Source organism: Streptomyces sp. NPDC054866 (genome assembly GCF_053610745.1).
In genome coordinates this window covers 900,889-923,154 of record NZ_JBSGZA010000002.1, presented here as the reverse complement: position 1 = coordinate 923,154, position 22,266 = coordinate 900,889, and the positions used below count along the sequence as shown (strand labels likewise).

General features: G+C 70.5%; 19 protein-coding genes. 8 read left to right on the top strand and 11 right to left on the bottom strand.

The window, feature by feature from the left end; genetic code table 11:
• Positions 1–10: 10 nt before the first annotated feature.
• Positions 11–1,438 (bottom strand): MFS transporter, encoded by a 1,428-nt coding sequence (locus ACWGI2_RS12915; protein WP_453695269.1) that lies wholly within the window; start codon positions 1,436–1,438, stop codon positions 11–13.
• Between the two features lie 85 nt (positions 1,439–1,523).
• On the opposite strand from ACWGI2_RS12915, the gene ACWGI2_RS12910 reads away from it, so the two are divergent.
• Together ACWGI2_RS12910 and ACWGI2_RS12905 are read left to right on the top strand one after the other, a co-directional pair.
• Positions 1,524–2,441 (top strand): helix-turn-helix transcriptional regulator, encoded by a 918-nt coding sequence (locus tag ACWGI2_RS12910; RefSeq protein ID WP_453695267.1) that lies wholly within the window; start codon positions 1,524–1,526, stop codon positions 2,439–2,441.
• Positions 2,442–2,467: 26 nt separating this feature from the next.
• A complete protein-coding gene (locus tag ACWGI2_RS12905) occupies positions 2,468–2,833 on the top strand; it encodes a cytidine deaminase (RefSeq protein WP_453395482.1) in 366 nt (121 codons plus the stop codon).
• 148 nt (positions 2,834–2,981) lie between these two features.
• On the opposite strand, the gene ACWGI2_RS12900 is transcribed toward ACWGI2_RS12905, so the two are convergent.
• Positions 2,982–3,320 (bottom strand): P-II family nitrogen regulator, encoded by a 339-nt coding sequence (locus ACWGI2_RS12900; protein WP_344527404.1) that lies wholly within the window; start codon positions 3,318–3,320, stop codon positions 2,982–2,984.
• On the bottom strand, positions 3,317–4,603 hold the full coding sequence (locus tag ACWGI2_RS12895; protein ID WP_453695744.1) for an ammonium transporter: 1,287 nt from the start codon (positions 4,601–4,603) through the stop codon (positions 3,317–3,319). The genes ACWGI2_RS12900 and ACWGI2_RS12895 overlap by 4 nt, the downstream gene beginning before the upstream one ends.
• A gap of 189 nt (positions 4,604–4,792) precedes the next feature.
• Here ACWGI2_RS12895 and era point away from each other — a divergent pair, with 189 nt between their 5' ends.
• Entirely contained in the window at positions 4,793–5,752 is a 960-nt protein-coding gene (gene era / locus ACWGI2_RS12890; protein ID WP_453395481.1) for a GTPase Era, read from the top strand.
• Between the two features lie 75 nt (positions 5,753–5,827).
• On the opposite strand, the gene ACWGI2_RS12885 is transcribed toward era, so the two are convergent.
• The 4 genes from ACWGI2_RS12885 to ACWGI2_RS12870 form a co-directional block, all read right to left on the bottom strand.
• Entirely contained in the window at positions 5,828–7,075 is a 1,248-nt protein-coding gene (locus tag ACWGI2_RS12885; RefSeq protein ID WP_453695265.1) for an MFS transporter, read from the bottom strand.
• Positions 7,072–8,427 carry a GH1 family beta-glucosidase gene (locus ACWGI2_RS12880; protein WP_453695263.1) on the bottom strand — a complete coding sequence of 452 codons (1,356 nt, stop codon included), beginning with the start codon at positions 8,425–8,427 and terminating at the stop codon, positions 7,072–7,074. The genes ACWGI2_RS12885 and ACWGI2_RS12880 overlap by 4 nt, the downstream gene beginning before the upstream one ends.
• Positions 8,428–8,502: 75 nt before the next feature.
• Complete coding sequence (locus ACWGI2_RS12875) at positions 8,503–8,769, bottom strand: protealysin inhibitor emfourin (protein WP_160504955.1); 267 nt, start codon at positions 8,767–8,769, stop codon at positions 8,503–8,505.
• Positions 8,770–8,806: 37 nt separating this feature from the next.
• On the bottom strand, positions 8,807–9,877 hold the full coding sequence (locus ACWGI2_RS12870; RefSeq protein ID WP_453695262.1) for a M4 family metallopeptidase: 1,071 nt from the start codon (positions 9,875–9,877) through the stop codon (positions 8,807–8,809).
• A gap of 298 nt (positions 9,878–10,175) precedes the next feature.
• Between ACWGI2_RS12870 and leuA the strand changes: the two genes are divergently transcribed.
• The 5 genes from leuA (at position 10,176) to ACWGI2_RS12845 (ending at position 17,046) form a co-directional block, all read left to right on the top strand.
• Entirely contained in the window at positions 10,176–11,903 is a 1,728-nt protein-coding gene (gene leuA, locus ACWGI2_RS12865) for a 2-isopropylmalate synthase (RefSeq protein WP_453695260.1), read from the top strand.
• A gap of 165 nt (positions 11,904–12,068) precedes the next feature.
• Positions 12,069–12,803, top strand: a complete 735-nt coding sequence (locus ACWGI2_RS12860) for a TerB family tellurite resistance protein (protein WP_453695259.1) — start codon at positions 12,069–12,071, stop codon at positions 12,801–12,803.
• Between the two features lie 159 nt (positions 12,804–12,962).
• Positions 12,963–15,044 carry an MMPL family transporter gene (locus tag ACWGI2_RS12855; RefSeq protein WP_453695257.1) on the top strand — a complete coding sequence of 694 codons (2,082 nt, stop codon included), beginning with the start codon at positions 12,963–12,965 and terminating at the stop codon, positions 15,042–15,044.
• A 95-nt stretch (positions 15,045–15,139) separates the two neighbouring features.
• Positions 15,140–16,372 carry a sensor histidine kinase gene (locus ACWGI2_RS12850; protein WP_453695255.1) on the top strand — a complete coding sequence of 411 codons (1,233 nt, stop codon included), beginning with the start codon at positions 15,140–15,142 and terminating at the stop codon, positions 16,370–16,372.
• On the top strand, positions 16,369–17,046 hold the full coding sequence (locus tag ACWGI2_RS12845) for a response regulator (RefSeq protein WP_453695254.1): 678 nt from the start codon (positions 16,369–16,371) through the stop codon (positions 17,044–17,046). The genes ACWGI2_RS12850 and ACWGI2_RS12845 overlap by 4 nt, the downstream gene beginning before the upstream one ends.
• Before the next feature lie 225 nt (positions 17,047–17,271).
• Here ACWGI2_RS12845 and ACWGI2_RS12840 read toward each other — a convergent pair whose 3' ends face one another.
• From ACWGI2_RS12840 to ACWGI2_RS12825, 4 genes are read right to left on the bottom strand one after another with little or no spacing between them, the layout of a single operon-like run.
• On the bottom strand, positions 17,272–18,207 hold the full coding sequence (locus tag ACWGI2_RS12840; protein WP_453695253.1) for a dihydrodipicolinate synthase family protein: 936 nt from the start codon (positions 18,205–18,207) through the stop codon (positions 17,272–17,274).
• Positions 18,204–19,283, bottom strand: coding sequence for an oligopeptide/dipeptide ABC transporter ATP-binding protein (locus ACWGI2_RS12835; protein WP_453695251.1), 1,080 nt, complete (start codon positions 19,281–19,283; stop codon positions 18,204–18,206). The genes ACWGI2_RS12840 and ACWGI2_RS12835 overlap by 4 nt, the downstream gene beginning before the upstream one ends.
• Positions 19,280–21,271, bottom strand: a complete 1,992-nt coding sequence (locus ACWGI2_RS12830) for a dipeptide/oligopeptide/nickel ABC transporter permease/ATP-binding protein (protein ID WP_453695250.1) — start codon at positions 21,269–21,271, stop codon at positions 19,280–19,282. The genes ACWGI2_RS12835 and ACWGI2_RS12830 overlap by 4 nt, the downstream gene beginning before the upstream one ends.
• Complete coding sequence (locus ACWGI2_RS12825; protein ID WP_453395470.1) at positions 21,271–22,230, bottom strand: ABC transporter permease; 960 nt, start codon at positions 22,228–22,230, stop codon at positions 21,271–21,273. Before ACWGI2_RS12825 ends, ACWGI2_RS12830 begins: the two co-directional genes overlap by 1 nt.
• Positions 22,231–22,266 lie beyond the last annotated feature (36 nt).

Below are 22,266 nucleotides of genomic sequence, written 5' to 3'. Positions count from 1 at the left end.
CCGACAGGGCCTAGGCGTTACGCCGGTTTCGCAGGCCCGTCGCCACCAGGGCCGCCGTCACCAGCAGGACGGCCGTGTCGATCAGGAGCACCGTTCGCGTGCCCGCCAGGAGATCCGTGTTCGTGGTCGCGAGGACTCCCAGGAGCGGGATGCCGATCGTGATGCCCACCTGCTGGGTGGACGTCACCAGGCCGGTGGCCAGGCCCTGCTCCTCGTCCGGAACACCCGAGGTGACGGTCACGCCGTACGAGATGATCGCGCCGAGGTGGAACATGCTCGCCAGCGAGACGCCCGCGGTGGCGAGCCAGACCGACCAGGCGCCCTCGTCGATGCCGAGCAGCGTCGCGATCAACAGGCCCTGGCCGAGCAGCGAGACGACGAGGGTACGGCGCGCTCCGAAGCGGCTGATGACCTTCGGCGCGTACATCCCGGCGACCACGGACAGCGCGCCCTGCACGCCGAAGACGAGCCCCGTCCGGAAGGCGGAGAGCCCCAGGACCTCCTGGAGGTACAGGGTGAGGGCGAAGATGACCGCCGACATCATCGAGAACGTGACCAGACCGCCCAGGTTGCCCCACGCCACCGTCCGCCGCCGCAGCATCGGCAGCGAGACGAGCGGGGACGCGGCGCGCGACTCGACGTAGCCGAAGGCCGCGAGCAGCAGCACACCGGCGGCCAGCGTGACGATGACGTCGCCGCCGCCGAAGCCGCGCTCGGCCGCCGTGGAGAGCGCGTAGATCAGGGCGAGCAGACCGCCGGTGACGGTGACAGCGCCGGGGATGTCGAGGCGGGGGCGGTCCGGGGTGCGGGACTCGGGCAGGAGGCGCGGCGCGAGCGGCAGCACGATCAGCGCGAAGAGGGTCAGCAGGCCCATCGTGGAGCGCCAGCCGAGCGTGTCGGTGAGTACGCCGCCGAGGACCATGCCGATGGTGAAGCCGAGCGAGAGCAGCGTGCCGGAGATGCCGAGCGCCCGGTCGCGCTGCGGCCCTTCGGGGAATGTGGTGGTGAGCAGGGACATGCCGGTCGGCACGATGGCGGCAGCGCCCACGCCCTGTAGCGCGCGCCCGGCGAGGAAGGACGCCGGGTCCCAGGCGAACGTCGCCAGGAGCGAGGCGAGGCCGAAGAGCGCCAGGCCGCCGACGAACAGCTTGCGGCGGCCGAACAGGTCCCCGGTGCGGCCGAAGAGCAGCAGGAAGCCACCGGAGGGAAGGGCGAACGCGGTCACCGCCCACTGGAGCGCGGACTGGCTCATGCCCAGGTCGGAGCCGAGCACGGGCAGCGCCACGTTCAGCACGGAGAAGTCGAGCGCGACCATGAACTGGGCGGCGCAGAGCACGAAGAGGACGAGCTTGTCGCGGGGAGAGAGCTTGGGGGCCGCGGGGGTGGGGCCGGGTGTGGGGGTCGTGGTGGACGGGGGAGTGGTGGTGTCGATCGCCATGGCCATGAGCTTCGGGCGTCCGGAATAGGCGTGGGGAGCGGGAACTTATGCTGGTGGTCGTAACACCAGGCAGGGGGAGCTGCGCATGACAGGGACGAGTGGGGCGGCGGCCGTGCGGCCCGGGGACGAGGCCAAGGCACGGCGACTCGGCGAGCTGCGCGAGTTCCTGATGAGCCGCCGGGCCCGGGTCAGCCCCGCGGAGGCGGGCCTTCCGGACGGTGGGGCGCGGCGGCGCACGCCGGGTCTTCGCCGCGAGGAGGTCGCCGTGCTCGCCGGGGTCGGCGCGTCCTGGTACCAGTGGCTGGAGCAGGGCCGCGACATCTCGGTGTCGCCGCAGGTCCTGGACTCCGTGGGGCGCGTCCTGAAGCTGTCGAGCGCGGAGCGGCGGCATCTGTATGTGCTCGCCGGGCTCAACCCGCCCGCGCCCGAGGTCGAGCAGGCCGACCGGGACATGTGCGAGGGGTTGCAGCGGCTGATCGATACGTGGATGCCGTACCCGGCGCACATCATGGACCGCTACTACAACTGCGTCCTCTACAACGACGCGGCCGGAATGGTCTTCGGGATGCGTCCCGAGATCACCCAGAACTGCATCGTGGACTTCTTCACGGACCCCATCTACCGCTCCCGGAGCGTGAGTTGGCGGGAGAACGCGGAGAACATCGTCGCGCAGTTCCGCGCGTCGTGCTCGGAGACCCCGAACGACGAGGGGTTCCAGGCGATCCTCGCCGAGCTGCGGGAGACAGCTGGCGAGGAGTTCACCGAGCTGTGGGAGCGGCGGGACGTGCGGCCTGCCGGGCAGGTCCACAAGGAGCTCACGCATCCGCTGGTGGGGGCGTTGCACGTCGAGTCGACGGCGTTGCGGGTGCCTGCGCGGCCCGACCTGACGATCGTGCTGCACACGCCGCTTCCGGTGGCGGAGACCGCGGCGAAACTGGAGTGGCTCGCGTCGCCGGAGGGGCGGCGGGGGGCGATGTACCCGGTGGCCCCGCTGGCGATGTAGCGCTCTGTGCTCCGTATGCTCGGCTCATGACCGAGAGTGCTGCGTCGCCTGACGCGCTTGACGCTGAGGACCGGAAGATCGTTACGCTGGCTCGTTCGGCGCGGGCGCGGAATGGGGTGGCCGAGGGGGCCGCTGTGCGGGACGAGACGGGGCGGACTTATGTCGCCGGGACCGTTTCCCTCGACTCCCTGAAGCTTTCCGCGCTGCGTACTGCCGTGGCGATGGCTGTCGCCTCCGGCGCGGAGTCCCTGGAGGCGGCGGCGGTTGTCTCCTCCGAGGAGGCGCTTTCGGCGGAGGATCTTTCCGCTGTGCGGGACCTTGGCGGGGCCGGGACGCCGGTTTTCCTTGCGGGGCCTGATGGGGTGGTTCGGGTGCGGGCCGAGGCGGGCTGAGGTCTGGCCTCCGGCGGTTTTTCCCCCATCCCGCCCCTTCCCGAAACTGGGGCTCCGCCCCAGACCCCGACAAGATGGCCTCAAACGCCGGCCGGGCTGGATTTCCAGCCCGTCCGGCGTTTGAGGACGAACTCGGCGGAGCCGGTGATCAAACCGCGTCCGGACCCCGCTCACCCGTCCGTACCCGCACCACCGTCTCCACCGGTACCGCCCACACCTTCCCGTCACCGATCTTCCCCGTGGCCGCCGCGCGGACGATCGCGTCGATGACCGGGTCGAGGTCGGGGTCCTCGACGACGACCTCGATGCGGACCTTCGGGACCAGGTCCACCTGGTACTCCGCGCCCCGGTACACCTCCGTGTGCCCCCGCTGGCGTCCGTACCCGCTCGCCTCCGTGACCGTGAGGCCCTGGACGCCCAGTTCCTGGAGCGCGGTCTTCACCTCGTCCAGGCGGAACGGCTTGATGACCGCGGTAACGAGCTTCATGCGACGGTGCTCCCCTTCATCGGGCTGACCAGGACGCCGTGATCGTAGGCGGTCTCCGCGTGGTGCGTCTGGTCGAGGCCCGTCAGCTCGTCGTCGGCGGACGCGCGGAAGCCCATCGCCTTGTCGATCGCCTTGCCGATGCCGTACGTCACCAAGAACGTGTACGCCGCGACGGCGAGCACCGCCACCGTCTGCTTGCCCAACTGGGCGAGCCCGCCCCCGTAGAAGAGCCCCTCCGCGCCGTCCGTCATCGTGGCCGTCGCGAACAGGCCGATCAGGAGCGTGCCGATCACGCCGCCGACCAGGTGGACGCCCACGACGTCCAGCGAGTCGTCGTAGTCGAAGCGGAACTTCCACGCCACGGCGTACGAGCAGACGACGCCCGCCGCGAGACCGATCACCGCGGCCCCCAGGATGCCGACCACCCCGCACGACGGCGTGATCGCCACCAGGCCCGCCACCGCGCCCGACGCGGCGCCGAAGGTGGTGGGGTGGCCGTCGCGCTTCTGCTCCACGAAGAGCCAGCCGAGCAGGCCGGTGCACCCGGCGAGGAGCGTGTTCAGGAGGGAGGCCGCCGCGAGGCCGTTCGCGCCGAGGGCCGAGCCGCCGTTGAAGCCGAGCCAGCCGAACCAGAGCAGGCCCGCGCCCATCAGGACCATCGGCAGGTTGTGCGGACGCATCGCGTCCTTCTTGAAGCCGAGCCGCGGGCCGAGTACCAGGCACAGGGCGAGGCCCGATGCGCCCGAAGCGATCTCCACGACCAGGCCGCCCGCGAAGTCCAGTGCGCCGAGGGACGAGGAGATCCAGCCGTCCGGGCCCCAGACCCAGTGCGCCACGGGAACGTATACGAGCAGCGCCCAGAGGGGCACGAAGACCAGCCAGGCCGCGAACTTCGCGCGGTCCGCGATCGCGCCGCTGATCAGCGCCGTGGTGAGGATCGCGAAAGTGAGCTGGAAGGTGGTGAAGAGGAGGGTCGGGACCGTGCCCGTGAGGGTCTGCGGGCCGATGCCCGCCATCCCGAAGTGGTCGACGCCGCCGATCAGGCCCGCGAACGCGTCGTCGCCGAACGCGAGCGAGTAGCCGGCGAGCAGCCACACCACCGTGACCAGGGCGATCGACACGAAGGACATCAAGAGCATGTTGAGGACGCTCTTCGTGCGGACCATGCCCCCGTAGAAGAGGGCGAGGCCCGGTGTCATCAGCAGGACGAGGGCGGTGGCCGCGAGCAGCCAGGCTGTGTCGCCGGTGTCGGGTCCCTCGGCCGCGGCCAAGGTGGTGGTCAGGGACTGCACGGGGAATCTCTCCTCCGGGTGGGGGCAGAGGGAGAGCGTCACCGTCGCGCGTTTCGGGACGGACACCCGGGCGTTTCCGCCGTGTTTCGTGTTGCGCGGGGGTTTCCGCGAGCTCACCGATGCCGCATCCGGGCCTCATCGGCGCCTCTGCGTACTGCGGCCCTCCGGCGATCAGGGAGAATGGGCGCCATGAGCGTTCGTACCGAGTCATCCGAGCCGTCCGAGGCCACCCACCGCGCCGGCTTCGCCTGCTTCGTGGGCCGCCCCAATGCGGGCAAGTCCACCCTTACGAATGCTCTGGTCGGCCAGAAGGTGGCGATCACCGCGAACCAGCCGCAGACCACGCGGCACACGGTGCGCGGCATCGTGCACCGGCCCGACGCCCAGCTGATCCTGGTGGACACCCCCGGGCTCCACAAGCCGCGCACGCTCCTGGGCGAGCGGCTGAACGACGTCGTGCGTACGACGTGGGCCGAGGTCGACGTCATCGGGTTCTGTCTGCCCGCGAACGAGAAGCTCGGCCCCGGCGACCGGTTCATCGCCAAGGAACTGGCGACGATCAAGAAGACGCCGAAGATCGCGGTCGTGACGAAGACCGACCTCGTCGACAGCAAGACGCTCGCCGAGCAGCTCATCGCCATCGACCAGCTCGGCAAGGAGCTCGGCTTCGAGTGGGCGCAGATCGTGCCGGTGTCGGCGGTCGGCGACAAGCAGGTCAAGCTGCTCGCGGACCTGATCGTCCCGATGCTCCCCGAGAGCCCGCCGCTCTACCCCGAGGGCGACCTCACGGACGAGCCCGAGCAGGTCATGGTCGCCGAGCTGATCCGCGAGGCCGCGCTCGAGGGCGTACGGGACGAGCTGCCGCACTCCATCGCCGTGGTGGTGGAGGAGATGCTGCCGCGCAAGGACCGCCCCGCGGACAAGCCGATGCTCGACATCCACGCGAACGTATACATCGAGCGCCCCAGCCAGAAGGGCATCATCATCGGCCCGAAGGGCAAGCGCCTCAAGGAGGTCGGGATCAAGTCCCGCCAGCAGATCGAGGCCCTGCTCGGTACGCCCGTCTTCCTGGACCTGCACGTCAAGGTCGCCAAGGACTGGCAGCGCGACCCCAAGCAGTTGCGCAAGCTTGGCTTTTGAGCGGGGTGCACGTGGCTCGGCAGATCACCGGCTCCGCCGAGTTCGTCCTCAATCGCCGGACGGGCTCAACCCGTCTCACTCGACGCCCTTGATCCGGTACACAAGCAGCGCCCCCGCAAGCCCGATCACCGCCGCCACCAGATACAGCACCCGGTAGCCGCCCAAGTGCGTCACGATCGGGGCCGCCAGGGCGGGGGCGGCCACCTGCGGGAGTGAGTTGGCGATGTTGATGACGCCCATGTCCTTGCCGCGGTCCATGGCCTTCGGCAGTACGTCCGTCATCAGCGCGAAGTCCACCGACGTGAAGACGCCGAAGCCCACCCCGAGCACGGCCGCCGCGACGATCGCCCCCGGCCAGGTCTGCCAGCCGGACAGCAGGGCCGTCGCCACCGCCATCAGGACGCCGGACCAGAGCACGAACGGCTTGCGGCGGCCCACGCCGTCCGACCAGACGCCGCCGACGACCACCGTCGCGAGCAGCGTCAGGCCGTTCACCGCCGTGAGGATCAGGACGCCCTCGTCCGGGTCGGCGTAGTCCAGGCGGTCCCGCAGGTAGTAGAGGAGATAGAGCAGGACCAGGGCGTTGCTCAGGTTCATCAGGAAGCGGGTCAGCCAGGCCCAGCCCAGGTCCGGGTAGCGGCGCGGGCTCAGCCAGAAGGCGCGGGCGAACGACCGCCACGCGAACGGCGGCCTGTCCCGTGGCGCGAGGCGCAGGTCCCGGTGGCGCAGGACGTACGGCAGAACCCCCGCCACCGTGAACACCGCGCACGCCGCGTACCCCGCGCCCACACCCCCGGCCACCGTCGCCAGGCCCGTCCCCACCACCACGCCCAGGAGCTGCGCCGCCCCGAGCCAGCCGCCCACCGCGCCCCGCTGGAGCCGCGGCACCCGGTCCGGCACGGCCGCCGTGACCGCTGCGAACGCGGCGTTCAGGGTGAGCTGGACCAGGCACCAGCCCGCCGCCATCCACCACACGGACCCGGCGGCCGAAAGCAGCAGGAGCGCCGCCGCGCCGCCCGCCGTGCCCGCCACGATCCACGGCGTGCGCCGCCCGAAGCGCGACACGGTGCGGTCCGAAAGCGCGCCGAAGAGCGGGTTCGACGCGAGGGACACCACGGCCCCCGCGCCCGCCACCCACGCAAGGACCGTCTCCTTCGACGTACCGGCCGGCGCGAGGTCCTCCGCCTGGAGGGCGAGCAGGATCTGGAGCGGGCCGTACCAGCCCACCCAGATCGCCCCGTTGGCGAGCGAGAGCGCGGTCGTCCAGCTCCGCCCGACCCGCTCGGTCGGCTCCCGCAGCGCCTCAACCTGGCCTGCCGTCATGCCCGTTGCGCCCGCAGCGCCTCACGCAGCCACGCGTACGACGCCTTCGGAGTGCGCTCCAAAGTGGAGTAGTCGACGTGCACGAGACCGAAGCGCTGCCGGTAGCCCTCCGCCCACTCGAAGTTGTCCATCAGCGACCAGACGAAGTAGCCGCGTACGTCCACGCCCTCCTCCAACACCCGGTGCAGCGCCCGGAGATGGCCGTCGAGGTAGTCGATCCGCCGCTGGTCGTCGATTCCCTCGTACGAGCAGCCGTTCTCGGTGATCACCAGCGGCGGCAGCCGGTCGCCGTACCGGTCGCGGAAGCCGGTGAGGAGTTCGGTGAGCGACTCCGGGACCACCGGCCAGCCGAAGTCCGTCACCGGGTGGCCCTCCAATTCGCGTGGTGAGAAAGGGAGTTCCGGCGGGAGCGTCAGGCCCGAGAACTCCGTGGAGTCCGGGAGCGGGGCGCCCACCTTCGTCGGCTGGTAGAAGTTGATCCCGTACCAGTCGACCGGCTCCGCGATGACCTTCAGGTCCGCCTCGATGTCGCCGCCCGGCATCAACTCCCCGATGCCGTCCGGGTATAGGCCAAGGATCAGCGGGTCCGCGAAGAGGCGGTTGAGGAGTACGTCGTAGAAGTCCGCCGCCTCCGTGTCCTCGGCCGAGGGTGACGCGGGCCAGGTGGGGCCGTGCGAGTTGGCGATGCCGATGTCCGTGACGCCCGCCGCGCGCAGCGCCCGTACGGCGAGGCCATGGGCGAGGAGCTGGTGGTGCGCCACCGGCAGCGCGTCGAACATGAGCTGCTCGCCGGGCGCGTGCTGGCCGAGCGCGTGGCCGAGCAGGGTGTGTTCGGCGGGTTCGTTGAGGGTGATCCACTTCTTGGCCCGGTCGCCGATGCGGGCGGCCACCACGCCCGCGTACTCGGCGAAGCGCTCGGCCGTGTCCCGCCGCAGCCAGCCGCCCTCATCGGCGAGCGCGAGGGGCGTGTCCCAGTGGAAGAGCGTCGGGACGGGGCTCACGCCCGCCGAGCACAGCTCGTCGACAAGACGGTCGTAGAAGTCCAGGCCCTTGGCGCTCACCTCGCCCGCCCCGCTCGGCAGCACGCGCGGCCACGACACCGAGAAGCGGTAGGCGCCCACGCCCAACTCCCGGATGAGCGCGACGTCTTCGCGGTAGCGGTGGTAGTGGTCGCAGGCGACGGCGGCCGTCGTGCCGTCCTTCACCCTGCCCGGCACGGCGGTGAACGCGTCCCAGACCGAGGGGCCGCGTTCACCGACGGCGCCCTCGATCTGGTGAGCCGATGTGGACACCCCCCACAGGAAGTCGCGGGGGAACTGAGGTAGTGGTTCGCGCGCATCGCTCGCTGCCATGGGCGCGATCTTCCGTACGGCCGCGTACGGAAGTCAATGGGCGTACCTCAGAAAACGTGAACACCGCTCAGGTTTTTACGAGCCCTCCTTGAGGACACGCGTGATCAGCCTCCGCTGCGAATCCGTCAGGCGTGGATCCGAGCAGTACACCGTGTGGCCGTCCACGGTGAGCTGGTAGCTGAAGCCGTCCGGCACCCCTATGGGCGGCGTGCTCCGGCCCTCGGCCATGGCCTCTTGGGCCAGGGCCTGCCACTCGGGGGCATCGGGCAGACCCGAGGTGTCGACCTCGGCGTGCCGCTCGATGCCCGCGAATCCTCCCGTGCGCTTCACCTGGATACGCATGGAACCTGTCTACTCCATGGGGAGGCCGGTTGGTAGGTCAGGTGGTCGGCACGCCGACCTGGGACCACGCCTTCACGACGGCACCGTGCTCCTCGCCCTCCCCGTACTTGTCGCGCGCCGCGGCCACCGTCAGCTTTGCGAAGTCCACGAAGGACGCGTCCTGCGCGAGCTCGCCGCCGGTCAGGACGGCGTACCAGATCTGTCCGGCCCGCTCCCACGCGTTGCCGCCGAGCGCCTCGGCGAGCAGGTAGAAGGCGTGGTTGGGGATGCCGGAGTTGATGTGCACGCCGCCGTTGTCGCGGCCCGTGCGGACGTAGTGGTCCATGTCGGCGGGCTGCGGGTCCTTGCCGAGCACGTCGTCGTCGTAGGCCGTGCCGGGGGCCTTCATGGAGCGCAGCGCCTTGCCCGTGACGCGCGGGGCGAGCAGCCCGGCGCCGATCAGCCAGTCGGCCTCGGAGGCGGTCTGGCCGAGCGTGTACTGCTTGATCAGCGAGCCGAAGACGTCCGCGAACGACTCGTTCAGGGCGCCCGGCTGGCCGAAGTACGTGAGGTTCGCCGTGTACTGGACGACGCCGTGCGTCAGCTCGTGGCCGATGACGTCCACGGGGATGGTGAAGTCGAGGAAGATCTCGCCGTCACCGTCGCCGAACACCATCTGTTCGCCGTTCCAGAATGCGTTCCCGTACTTCTCGCCGTAGTGGACCGTCGCGTTCATCGGCAGGCCGCTGCCGTCGATGGAGTTGCGCTGGTACGACTTCAGGAACAGCTCGAAGGTCGCGCCGAGGCCCGCGTACGCGCGGTTGACGGTCGCGTCCTTGCCGGGCTTCTCGCCCTCGCCGCGGACCTTGCGGCCCGGCAGCTCGGTCTTGTGCTTCGCGTCGTAGATCGTGCGGTGCGGTTTGCTCTCCGCCGCTTCCTTGGGCAGCGAGACGGCCGGGGCGCCGATGACCGTGGTCAGGCGGCGGTGGGTGCGCTCGATGGAGTCCCGCTCCAGGGTGCGGCGGGCGGGCCCTGCGAGCGCGGCGTCGTCACTCTGGGCCAGAGTGTCGAGCACGTGGGGCGGAATGATGGTGCAGAAGACAGGCTCGAAGCCTGGGTTGGCGGTCATGGCGTGCAATGTGGCACTGGGTCATGCCGCTGTCACTACCTGCAACCATGATTAGTGAAATAGAGGTATTGATCACCTCTTACCCGTTACCTGATGGCGATCCCGCATACTGATACGCACCCGCGCACACAGCGCGGCTCGGCTAGGCTGCGGAGCATCATGCGTTACGGGCTGCTTCTCCTTAGCTGCCGCGGCGAGGGCCTGTAGTCGAGGCCGACCCCCTCCCCGCGGAGTTCGGTGTTGCTCGCGAAGCGACCGTCGGCCGTCCTTAAGGACACTCCCGAGGAGCCCCCGCATCATGGCGATCAAGCCCAATCTGCAGCGCGCGACTTCCATGCCGGTCCACAAGTACGGCCAGTACGACCAGGTCGACATCCCCGACCGTACGTGGCCGGACAACCGCATCACGGTCGCTCCCCGCTGGCTCTCCACGGACCTGCGTGACGGCAACCAAGCACTTATCGACCCGATGTCCCCCGCGCGCAAGCGCGAGATGTTCGACCTGCTGGTCCGCATGGGCTACAAGGAGATCGAGGTCGGCTTCCCCTCCTCGGGCCAGACCGACTTCGACTTCGTACGGTCGATCATCGAGGACGGCGCGATCCCGGACGACGTCACGATCTCCGTCCTGACGCAGGCCCGCGAAGAGCTGATCTCCCGCACCGTCGAGTCGCTGGTCGGCGCCAAGCGCGCCACCGTGCACCTCTACAACGCGACCGCGCCCGTCTGGCGCGAGGTCGTCTTCCGCGGCTCGAAGGACGCGGTCAAGCAGATCGCCGTCGACGGCACCCGCCTGGTCATGGAGTACGCCGAGAAGCTGCTGGGCCCCGAGACGATCTTCGGCTACCAGTACAGCCCCGAGATCTTCACGGACACCGAGCTGGACTTCGCCCTGGAGGTCTGCGAGGCCGTCTGCGACGTGTGGCAGCCCGAAGAGGGCCGCGAGATCATCCTCAACCTGCCCGCCACGGTGGAGCGTTCGACGCCCTCCACCCACGCGGACCGCTTCGAGTGGATGTCCCGCAACCTCACCCGGCGCGAGCACGTCTGCCTGTCCGTCCACCCGCACAACGACCGCGGCACCGCCGTCGCCGCCGCCGAACTGGCCATCATGGCCGGCGCCGACCGCATCGAGGGCTGCCTGTTCGGGCAGGGCGAGCGCACCGGCAACGTCGACCTGGTCACGCTGGGCATGAACCTCTTCTCGCAGGGCGTGGACCCGCAGATCGACTTCTCCGACATCGACGAGATCCGCCGCACCGCCGAGTACTGCAACCAGATGGAGATCCACCCCCGCCACCCGTACGCGGGCGACCTCGTCTACACCGCCTTCTCCGGCTCCCACCAGGACGCCATCAAGAAGGGCTTCGAGGCGATGGGCGTCCGGGCCGAGCAGCAGGGCAAGACGGTCGACGACATCGAGTGGGCCGTCCCGTACCTGCCCATCGACCCCAAGGACGTCGGCCGTTCGTACGAGGCCGTCATCCGCGTCAACTCGCAGTCCGGCAAGGGCGGCATCGCCTACGTCCTGCAGAACGACCACAAGCTGGACCTGCCGCGCCGCATGCAGGTCGAGTTCTCCAAGATCATCCAGACGAAGACCGACACCGAGGGCGGCGAGGTCACGCCGGACGCGATCTGGGGCATCTTCCAGGACGAGTACCTGCCCAACCCCGCCAACCCGTGGGGCCGCATCCAGGTCAAGAACGGCCAGACCACCACCGACAAGGACGGCACCGACACCCTCACCGTCGAGGCGACGGTCGACGGCGCCGACACCGTCCTGACCGGCACCGGCAACGGCCCGATCTCGGCCTTCTTCAACGCGCTGCAGGGCATCGGCATCGACGTACGCCTCCTGGACTACCAGGAGCACACGATGAGCGAAGGAGCCTCCGCGCAGGCCGCCTCGTACATCGAGTGCGCCATCGGCGACAAGGTCCTGTGGGGCATCGGCATCGACGCGAACACGACACGTGCCTCGCTGAAGGCCGCGGTCTCCGCCGTGAACCGCGCGGCGCGCTGACACATCAGCTGACACACCACCCCATCGGCTCCCGAGGTTTTCCTCGGGAGCCGATCAGGGTGCGGTACCGGCCATCTCTCGTACAAGGTGCTGACGTCACATCAACAATGTGGCTAACATCACGCCCAACGCGGCAATGTTGCCGGGGCGTTACGGAGGTGCGTGGTGCTGCCAGATCGGGGACGGAACGGCCGGGAATCCCGCATCATCGCCACGCCCGTTTCGCGTGGACGGGTCCTGCGCAGGCGCCTGATCGGCGTGCACACGGCCTGGACCACCGTCGGGGACGGCGAGTTCTTCTGCCCCGGCTGCGGCGGCGACCGCAACTACTGTCGCCGCACCGGCCGTCGCCGCTTTGTCCTGCTCGGCCTCCCCGTCCTGCCACGCGGCACCGCGGGCCCCATCGTCGAGTGCGCCGCCTGCGGTGACCACTTCGGTACGGACGTTCTCGGCCATCCCACGACCACACGGCTCTCGGCCATGGTGCGCGACGCCGTGCACACCGTCGTCCTCGCGATTCTCGCCGCCGGCGGCACCTCGGCGCGCTCCACGCTCGACGCGGCCGTCGGCGCGCTGCGCGGCGCCGGGTTCGACGACTGCCGCGAGGACCAGCTCGTCGCGCTCGTCGAGGCGCTCGCCGCGGACACCGGCCGCGCGACCGTCCCGGACTGCGGGCCCGGCCTGGCCATAGAACTCCACGAGGCCCTCGGCCCGCTGGCCCCACACCTCGCCCCCGCCGGACGCGAGGCGCTGCTGCTCCAGGGCGCGCGGATCGCCCTCGCCGACGGCCCGTACACCCCCGCCGAGCGCGAAGTGCTCACCACCACGGGCGGCGCCCTGACCATCGGCGCGGACGAAGTGACGCGGCTGATGGTGGCGGCACGCACGACGCACTTCTGACCCCCCGGAGCGCCTCGCTCCGTACTCCCGCGGGAGTAGCGCAGCGCCTTCGCCTCCCTGCGCCGTACGCCCCAACTCGCCCTCACGCCCGACGGATCGCACGACACCCTCCGGAAAGGTTGGCACCGAACCTGCCAACCTGCCGGAAGGAGGCCCGTCATGCGGGCCGAACAGACCACCGCACGACGGCGACGAGCCGTGCCCTGGGCGTTCCTCGGACTGTGGATCGCCGTCATCGCGCTCGCCGGGCCCTTCGCGTCGAAGCTGTCCGACGCCCAGCAGGACCGCGTCGTCGACTACCTCCCCGCCAGCGCCGACTCCACCGAAGTGGCCAAGATCCAGGACCAGTTGCCCGGCGGCGAGGCCACCGAGCTGGTGCTCGTCTACCACCGTGACGGCGGCCTCACCGCCGCCGACCGCGAGACCGCGGCCGCCCAGATCGCCGAGATCGGCCAGGCCCACAAGCTGACGTCCGACCCGCGCGCCGTACCGTCCAAGGACGGCACCACACTGATGTACCCCGTGGCGAGCACCGAGCCCGGACAGGATGAGAAAGCAAGGGACGCGCTCGTCGACGACGTACGCGAAGTCGCCCACGGTCAAGGCGGGTTGAGCGTCGACGTGGGCGGCTCCGGGGCGCTCGTCACCGACGCGGGCAAGGTCTACGACTCGCTCGGCGGGCCACTGCTCTACACCACCGCCGGTGTCGTCGCGCTGCTCCTGATCCTCATCTACCGCAGCCCGTTCCTGTGGCTCGTACCGCTCGCCGTCGCGGGCGTCGCGGACTACCTCGCGATGGGCATCGCGTACGGACTGCACGAAGGCCTAGGGACGTCCGTCACCGGCCAGAGCAGCGGCGTGATGACCATCCTCGTGTTCGGCGCGGGAACCGACTACGCACTGCTCATCGTCGCCCGCTACCGCGAGGAACTGCGCAGGATCGAACGGCCCTACGACGCGATGACCGCCGCCCTCAAGGGGTGCGGGCCCGCCGTGCTCGCCTCCTCGGGGACCGTCGCGGCGGGCCTCCTGTGCCTCCTCGCCGCCGACCTCAACAGCAGCCGCGGCATGGGCCCGCTGGGCACGGTCGGAGTGCTGTGCGCACTCGCCGCGATGCTGACGCTGCTCCCCGCGATCCTCGTCCTCCTGGGGCGGCGCGTGTTCTGGCCGCTCGTGCCCGCCTTCGGCAGCGAGCCCAAGCAGCGGCGCAACCTCTTCTCCATGATGGGGAGTTCGGCCGGCCGCAGGCCCCTCACCGTCCTCGCGGGCGGCGCCGTACTGCTCGGCGCGCTCGCCCTGGGGGCGCTGAACCTGCCGGGCGCGCTGAAGCAGGAGGACTCCTTCACCAAGACGCCCGACTCCGTCACCGCCATGGAGACCCTCGCCAAGGCCTACCCCGAACGCGGCACCCAGCCCATCACCGTGATGGCGCCCGCGGACCGCGCCACCGAGGCCCTCGGAGACATCAAGGACACGAAGGGCGTGGACAGCGCCGAGAAGGGACGCACCGCGAAGGGCTGGACCGAGATCTCCGTGATCGCGACGTCCGCGCCCGAGTCGGCGGGGGAGACCGCCACGATCAAGGCACTGCGGGCCGACCTGGAAGGCTCGTACGTAGGCGGATCCAGCGCCCAGCAACTCGACCTGAAGGACACGAACGACCGTGACCGCCTGATCATCGTGCCGCTGGTCCTCGCCGCGGTCCTGCTGATCCTGGTGGCCTTGCTGCGGTCCATCGTCGCGCCGCTGCTGCTGCTCGTCGCCGTGGTCGCGGTGTGGGGAGCGACCCTGGGCATCGCGGGCCTGGTCTTCGAGCCGCTCTTCGGCTTCGAGGGCACCGACCCCGGGCTCGGCCTGCTGTCCTTCGTCTTCCTCGTCGCACTGGGCGTCGACTACGGCATCTTCCTGATGCACCGCATGCGCGAGGAGGCCATCGCCGGGGCCGAACCGGGTGACGCCGCGCTCACCGCGCTGCGGACCACGGGCGGCGTCATCGCGTCGGCGGGCCTGGTCCTCGCGGCGACGTTCGCGGTGCTCACCAACATGCCGCTGGTGCAACTGGTCGAGCTCGGCTTCGTGATCGCGGTGGGTGTTCTGCTGGACACGTTCCTGGTGCGGACGTATCTCGTCACGAGCGCGAGTGTGGCCCTCGGACGGAAGATGTGGTGGCCGGGGAACCTCTCGCGGCCCACGCCCGCCGCCGGGCCGGTGCCGGAACCCCAACGGGTGCCCGCACCCTGACCGTTGACCGCTTCGGGACGCCCCTTGCCTGCCGGAGGGGCGTCCTCGTACGGGAGGATGCAGCTGTGGGGGACATACCGGGGGTTCAGGAGAGCTTGTCGGCGCGACGTCGTGTCCTGGCGTTCACGGGGGCCGTGCCCGGCACCCGCCGTGCGCTGCGTGACGACGCGGTGTTCGCGGCGGCGCTCGCGTTGCTCGCCGCCGTGCTCGCGGCACTCGTCGCGGACGGGCGGCGGCCGGATCTGCTCGGGTGGGCGCTGCTGCTGGGCGCGCATGTGCCGCTGGCGTGGCGGCGGAGCCGGCCGCTGTCCACTCTGCTGGCCGTGGGGGCCTGCGTCTTTCCGTACCACGCCATCGACTACACGCATGTGGCCGCCGTCCCGGTCGGGCTGATCGCCCTCTACACCGTCGCGGCGACCGGCCGCCCGCGTCGCGCGCTGCTCACGGGCCTCCTCGTCGTCGGGGTGACGCTGGGCGTCAAGGCGGGCATCTCGGCGCACCAGGTGGCCGAGGTGCTCAGGATCTCCGGCTGGCTCGTCGCCGTGCTGCTGCTCGGCGTGTACGTCCGCATCCACCGCCAGTACGTCACCTCCGTACTGGAGCGAGCCGAGCGGGCGGAGCGTACGCGCGAGGAGGAGGCGCGGCGGCGGGTCGCCGAGGAGAGACTGCGGGTCGCCCGTGACCTGCACGATCTGCTCGCGCACAGCATCACCCTGGTCGGCGTCCAGACGTCCGTCGCCGCGCACGTCCTCGCCGCCGATCCCGAGCGCCTCGACCGGGCGGCGGTGGCCAGGGCACTCGACGACATCGCCGACACCTGCCGGTCGGCCCGGGGCGAACTCCGGGCCACCCTTGAGGTGTTGAGGGCGGGCACCTCCGAGGAGACGCGGGGCCCGCTGCCGGGCCTCGACGGCCTCGCCGACCTGGCGGAGGCGGCGCGGACGTCCGGGGCGGCGGTCGACCTGGCGGTACGGGAGGTCGAGGCGCCGCCCGCCGTGGGCGCGGCGGCCTACCGGATCGTGCAGGAGGCGCTGACCAACGCGGTCCGGCACGGCGGCGGTGGCCCCGGGCTCACTATCCGGGTGGGGATACGGGAGGCGGGTGCGGCGCTGCGGGTGACGGTGGTGGACGACGGGGCGGCCGCCGGTGACGGGGTAGTCGCCCAAGGCCCTTCGGACACCCCTGGGTTCGGCCTCGTGGGGATGCGGGAGCGGGCCCGGAGTGTGGGCGGCACGCTGGAGGCGGGGCCTCGGGAGGGTGGGGGATTCGAGGTGTCGGCCGTGCTGCCAATGGTTCCTGTCGGCCTGGGCCTGGGAGGGCTTCGATGACGATTCGTGTGCTGCTTGCCGATGACCAGACGCTGGTACGGGCCGCGTTCGCGATGCTCGTCGAGTCCGCGCCGGACATGGAGGTGGTGGGGCAGGCGGGGACGGGGCGAGCCGCGGTCGAGCTCGCCCGCTCGGAGCGGGCGGATCTCATCGTGATGGACATCCGGATGCCGGACCTGGACGGGATCGAGGCGACGCGGCTTCTCGCGGAGGACGAGGATCTGGCCGGGGTGAAGGTGCTGATGCTGACGACTTATGACACGGACGAGCATGTCGTGGACGCGCTTCGGGCCGGGGCGTCGGGGTTCTTGGTGAAGGACACGAAGCCGGGGGAGTTGCTGGAGGCGATCCGTACGGTGGCCGCGGGGGAGTCCCTGCTTTCGCCGGGCCCGACTTCGCGGCTGATCGCGCGGGTGTTGCGGGCGCCGGTTGAGGTTGCTCTGCCGGATGCGTTGTCCGGTCGGTTGAGCGAGCGGGAGCGGCAGGTTCTCGCGCTGGTTGCGCGGGGGCTGAATAACGGCGAGATCGGTGAACAGTTGGGGCTGAGCCCGCTTACCGCGAAGACTCATGTCAGCCGGATCATGGGGAAGTTGGGGGTGCGGGATCGGGCTCAGCTGGTGATTGTGGCGTATGAGTCGGGGTTGGTGCGGCCGGGGGTGGAGGGGGCGGCGTAGGGGCGGTCCCTGCGGGGCTTTCCCCAATCCCGCCCCTTCCCGAAACCAAGGGGCTCCGCCCCCTGGACCCCCGAAAAGATGGCCTCAAACGCCGGCCGGGCTGATGGTTTCAGCCCGTCCGGCGTTTGAGGACGAACTCGGCGGAGCCGGTGATTGACGGCGCCCAAGGCCCCCGCGCCGAGCGGGTTTTCGGGAAGGGGCGGGGTTGGGGACCGGAAAAGACCGCTACAACAACCCCGCCCCCGCCAAAAACTTCCCCACCCGCTCAACCTCCCCGGAAGACAGCGGAACCTGCGGCTCCGCAGTAGCGGGGCAGGCAATCACCCCCCGCAGATACAGCGCCGCCTTGAACGCCCCCAGCGCGGACGAGCTACCCCCCATCCGCCCCGCATCCCCGACCCGCACCATCCCGAACAGCCCACACAACCGCTCCTGCTCCACCCGAGCCCGCACCCAGTCCCCCTCCCGGCAGTAGCGGTACAGCCGGGCATACCCCCCGGGGTCCACATTCCCCAGCCCCGGAACCACCCCATCCGCCCCCATCGCAAGCGCCGAGTCCACCGTCGTCTCCGACCCCGTCAGGACGCTGAAGCGTGGAGCGTCCCCGCGCCCCCGCGCCCCAAGGACCACCTCCCGGAAGTTCCCCTCATCCCCGCTGGAGTCCTTCAACCCGGCAAGGACCCCCTCCGCCGCCAGCTCCAGAACCAGCTCCGCGCCCAGTTTGGAGTGGACCGAGGCAGGGAGGTCGTACGCGAACACCGGCACCGGCGACTCCGCCGCCACCAGCCGGAAGTGGCGGGCCACCTCCGCCGGGTGCGTGCGCGTGTAGAAGGGTGCCGTCACCACCACACCGTCCGCCCCGGCCGCCGTCACCGCGCGGACGTGGTCGAGGACCCGTGGCGTCGCCATGTCGATCGCCCCCGCCAGGACCGGGAGTTGGCCCCCGATGTGCCCTGCAACCGTCTCGATCACCAACCTCCGCTGGCCATCCGTCAGGTACGCCGCCTCCGACGACGAGCCGAGGACGAACAGACCGTCCACCCCGCCCGACACCAAATGGTCGACCAGCCTCACCAGCGACGCCGTGTCCACCTCGCGGTCCGGTGTCAGGGGCGTGCAGACGGGCGGAATGACACCGGTCAGCGGGGTGGGCATGGTCATGGGCTCTCCCTGGGGCTCGCGTCCGTGGCGGCGGACTGGATCACTAGCTCGTGCGTGGACTGGCCGTCCCGCACAGGGTGGTGGCAGCGGTAGCGGTGTCCGGGTCCCTCCCCGGACCCTTCCCCGGGCCCCTCCCCTGACCCCTCCGTCGACACGGAGAGCGCGAAGTCCGGCATCGTGGCGGCGCAGACCTCGTCCGCCTTCCAGCACCTCGTACGGAACGGGCATCCGCTCGGCGGTCGCGTGGCCGAAGGCACCGGGCCTACGAGCGGGATCGGGTCGATGGGGTCGAGGAGGCCTGGCGTCGCGGAGAACAACGCGCGCGTATAGGGGTGGCGTGCTCTGTCCAGGATCTCCTCCGCCGGTGACTCCTCCACGATTCTGCCCAGATACATGGTGATGACGCGGTCGCTCATCCGCCGCACCGTCTGGATGTCGTGCGACACGAAGACCAGGGCCAGGCCGAGCCGCTCCTTGAGGTCCAGGAGGAGGTTGAGGATCTGGGCGCGTACGGAGACGTCGAGCGCGCTCGTCGGCTCGTCAGCCACCACCAGTTCCGGTTCCAGCGCCAACGCGCGGGCGATCGCGACGCGTTGGCGCTGCCCGCCCGACAGCTGTCCCGGCAGTCCGTCCGCCAGGGCCTTGGGCAGGCCTACCAGAGACATCAACTCACGTACGCGTTCCTCGCGTTGGGCGGGCTTCCCCATCCTGTGGACGTCCAGCGGGTCCCGCAAGATCTGCCGTACCGTCAGCCTGCGGTTCAGTGCCGTCGACGGGTCCTGGAAGATCATGGCGGTGTTCCGGCCGATCGTGGCCCGGCGCTCGGCGGGCTTCATCGTCCACAGGTCGCTTCCACGGAAGGACACCGTGCCCGCCGTGGGCCGCTGCACCCCTACGAGGACCTTCGCGAGCGTCGACTTGCCGCACCCCGACTCGCCCACGACGCCTACCGTCTCGCCGGGTGCGATGGTCAGGTCGGCGCCGGTCAGGGCGTACACACGGTCACGCGAGAACAGCCCGCCCGAGCGGGCCCTGTGCACGACGTGCGCGTCGGACAGCGAGATGAGAGCGGTCACTTGAGGGCCTCGCTTCCCCTGGGGTGCGGCACCGGGGGCGGCTGTTGCGCCGGGTGGTGGCAGGCGATGGAGTGCCGTGCCCCGCCGACGAGTTCGGGCGCCGTCGTGCGGCACACCTCGCTCGCGAGGGGGCAGCGGTCCGCGAACCGGCAGCCCGCGGGGAAGTCGGCGGGCGACGGGACGACGCCCTTGATCTGCGTCAGGCGTTCCGCCGCCGATTCGAGCGAGAGCACCGAGCCGAGCAGGCCGCGCGTGTAGTGGTGCGACGGTGCCTCGACGAGGTCCGCCGTCACGCCCGTCTCGACGATCTGGCCCCCGTACATCACCACCACCCGGTCGGTGACGTCCGCGACCAGGGCCAGGTCGTGCGATACGAGGATCAGCGCGAAGCCCAGCTCTTCGCGCAGGCGTAGCAGGAGCTGGATGACCTGGGCCTGGACGGTGACGTCCAGAGCCGTCGTCGGCTCGTCGGCGACGATCAGTTTCGGGTCGCGGGAGAGCGCCATCGCGATCAGGACGCGCTGGCGCTGGCCGCCGGAGAGTTCGTGCGGGTAGCTGCGCAGGGTGCGGTCCGGGTCCAGGCCGACCAGTTCGAGGAGTTCGACCGCCGTGCGGCGCCCTCCTCTTCGTACGACCTGTTTGAGCTGGGAGCGGACCGTCATCGCGGGGTTGAGGGACGACAGGGCGTCCTGGTAGATCATCGCCATGTCGTGGCCGAGCAGCCGCCTGCGGGCGCGCATCGGCATGCCGGTCAACTGCTCGCCGTTGAAGGTGACTTGGCCTCCGATGCGGGCGCCTTTCGGCTCAAGGCCCATCACGGTCAGCGCGGTCAGGGACTTGCCGCAGCCCGACTCGCCGACCAGGCCGAGGACTTCGCCCGGCCGCACGTGGAAGCTGATGCCGTCGACGATGTCGACGCCGCCGTGGCGGGCGTCGAAGCCGATCGTGAGGTCGGAGACGGTGAGGATCGGGGTCCCCTCAGGTAGCGGCCGTGCGCGTGAGCGCAGGCGTTCGGCCGCCTCCGTCAGGCCCGGCAGTTCGAGGACCTTGCCGCTGCCCGGCTCGGGAGCTTCGAGGCGGTCCTCCTTGCGGGCCGCGCCCGGCACGTCGCGGGTCGCTGGCGCCGCCCACGCGTCCGACACGCCCTCGGAGAGGATGTTCAGGGCAAGGACCGTGATCAGCATCAGGAGGCCGGGGAAGACCGTCGCCCACCAGCCGCCGAGCAGCACCATGTTCTTGCCGTCGGCGATGACGCTGCCCCAGGACGGGTCCGGGGGCCGCACGCCCGCGCCGATGAACGACAGCGAGGCCTCGAAGACGATGGCCTCGGCGACCTGCACCGTGCAGAACACCAGGATCGGCGCCGCGCAGTTGATGGCCACGTGCTTGATGAGGATGTGCGGGGTGCGGGCGCCGACGATGCGTTCGGCGACGACATAGTCCTCGCCGTACTGATCCATCACGTTCGCCCGTACGACCCTTGCGATGGGTGGCGTGAACAGGAACGCGATGGCGCAGATCAGGACGAGGATGCCGCCGCCGAAGACCGCCACGAGGACGGCTGCGAGCGCGATCCCCGGGAACGCCATGACGACGTCCAGGCACCGCATCAGCGTCTCGTCGACCGCCTTGCGCGATGTCGCCGCGATCGCCCCGAGCACCGCGCCGACGATCAGGGCGAGCAGCGTCGCCCCGAGCCCGATCGCCAGGGACCAGCGCGCCCCGTACATCAGCCGGCTGAGGATGTCCCGGCCGAGGCTGTCCTGCCCCATCCAGTGGCCGCCCGAGGGGTGTCCCGTGCCGTCGACCTGCGGCTGCTGGTCGAGCGGGTCGTGCGGGGCGATCAGCGGTGCGAAGAGCGCGACGAGGACGACGACGCCGACGACGGCCACCGCGATCCGGGAGAGGACCGGCAGCCTGCGCAGGGAGCGGATGCGGATGCCGGGCCGCGAGAGCCGCTCGGCCAGAGCCTTGCGCGACATGATCATCAGGCGGTCCCCCTCAGGCGCGGATTGACCAGCAGATGGAGGATGTCGAGGACCAGGTTCACGACCACGAATCCGACGGCCGTCGTGATGACGACGCCCTGCACGACGGCCGGGTCGCCGTTCTTCACGGCGTCGATCATCAGCTTCCCCATGCCGGGCAGCGAGAAGATCGTCTCGATGACGACCGCGCCACCGAGCAGATAGCCGACGCGCAGGCCGAGCACGGTCAGCGGGTTGATGAGGGCGTTGCGCAGGACGTTGCGGCCGACCACCACGACCGGTGGCAGGCCGCTGCCGATCGCCGTCCGTACGTAGTCCTTGTCGAGCTCCTCGACCACGGCCGTACGGATGATGCGGGTGAGTCCGGCGGCCACGGGGAGCGAGAGCGCGAAGGCGGGGAGCGTCATCGTCTTGAGCCAACCGCTCAGTGAATCACCGGGGTTGACGTATCCGCCGGTCGGGAACCAGCCCGCCTCCACCGCCAGGTACTGGATCATCAGCAGCGCGAGCCAGAAGCCGGGCGCCGCAACGCCGGTCAGCGAGATGACGCGGATCAGCTGGTCGGGCAGCCGGTCGCGGTAGATCGCGGCGGTCACGCCGAGCAGCAGCGAGATGACGACCGCGATGCCGAGGCCCATGAAGGTCAGCTGCACGGTGAGCGGAAGCGCGGTGGTGACCTGGTCCACCACCGGTGAGCGGGTGAGCACGCTGATGCCCATGTCGCCCTGGATCAGATCACCGACGAACGCCACATAGCGCACCGGCAGCGGATCGAGCAGCCCGTTCTCCTCGCGGAAGTCGTGCAGTTGCTGCTCGGTGGGGTTGGCGCCCTGGAAGAACGCCGACGCCGGATCGACGTCCGAGAACCGCATGACGAGGAAGACGAAGAGGACGATGCCGAGCAGCAGCGGGACGAGGAGGGCGAGGCGGCGGGCCAGGATTCTGACGATCGCGGTCACGGCGTACGACTCCCAACGGTCTTACGGGCCGACAGC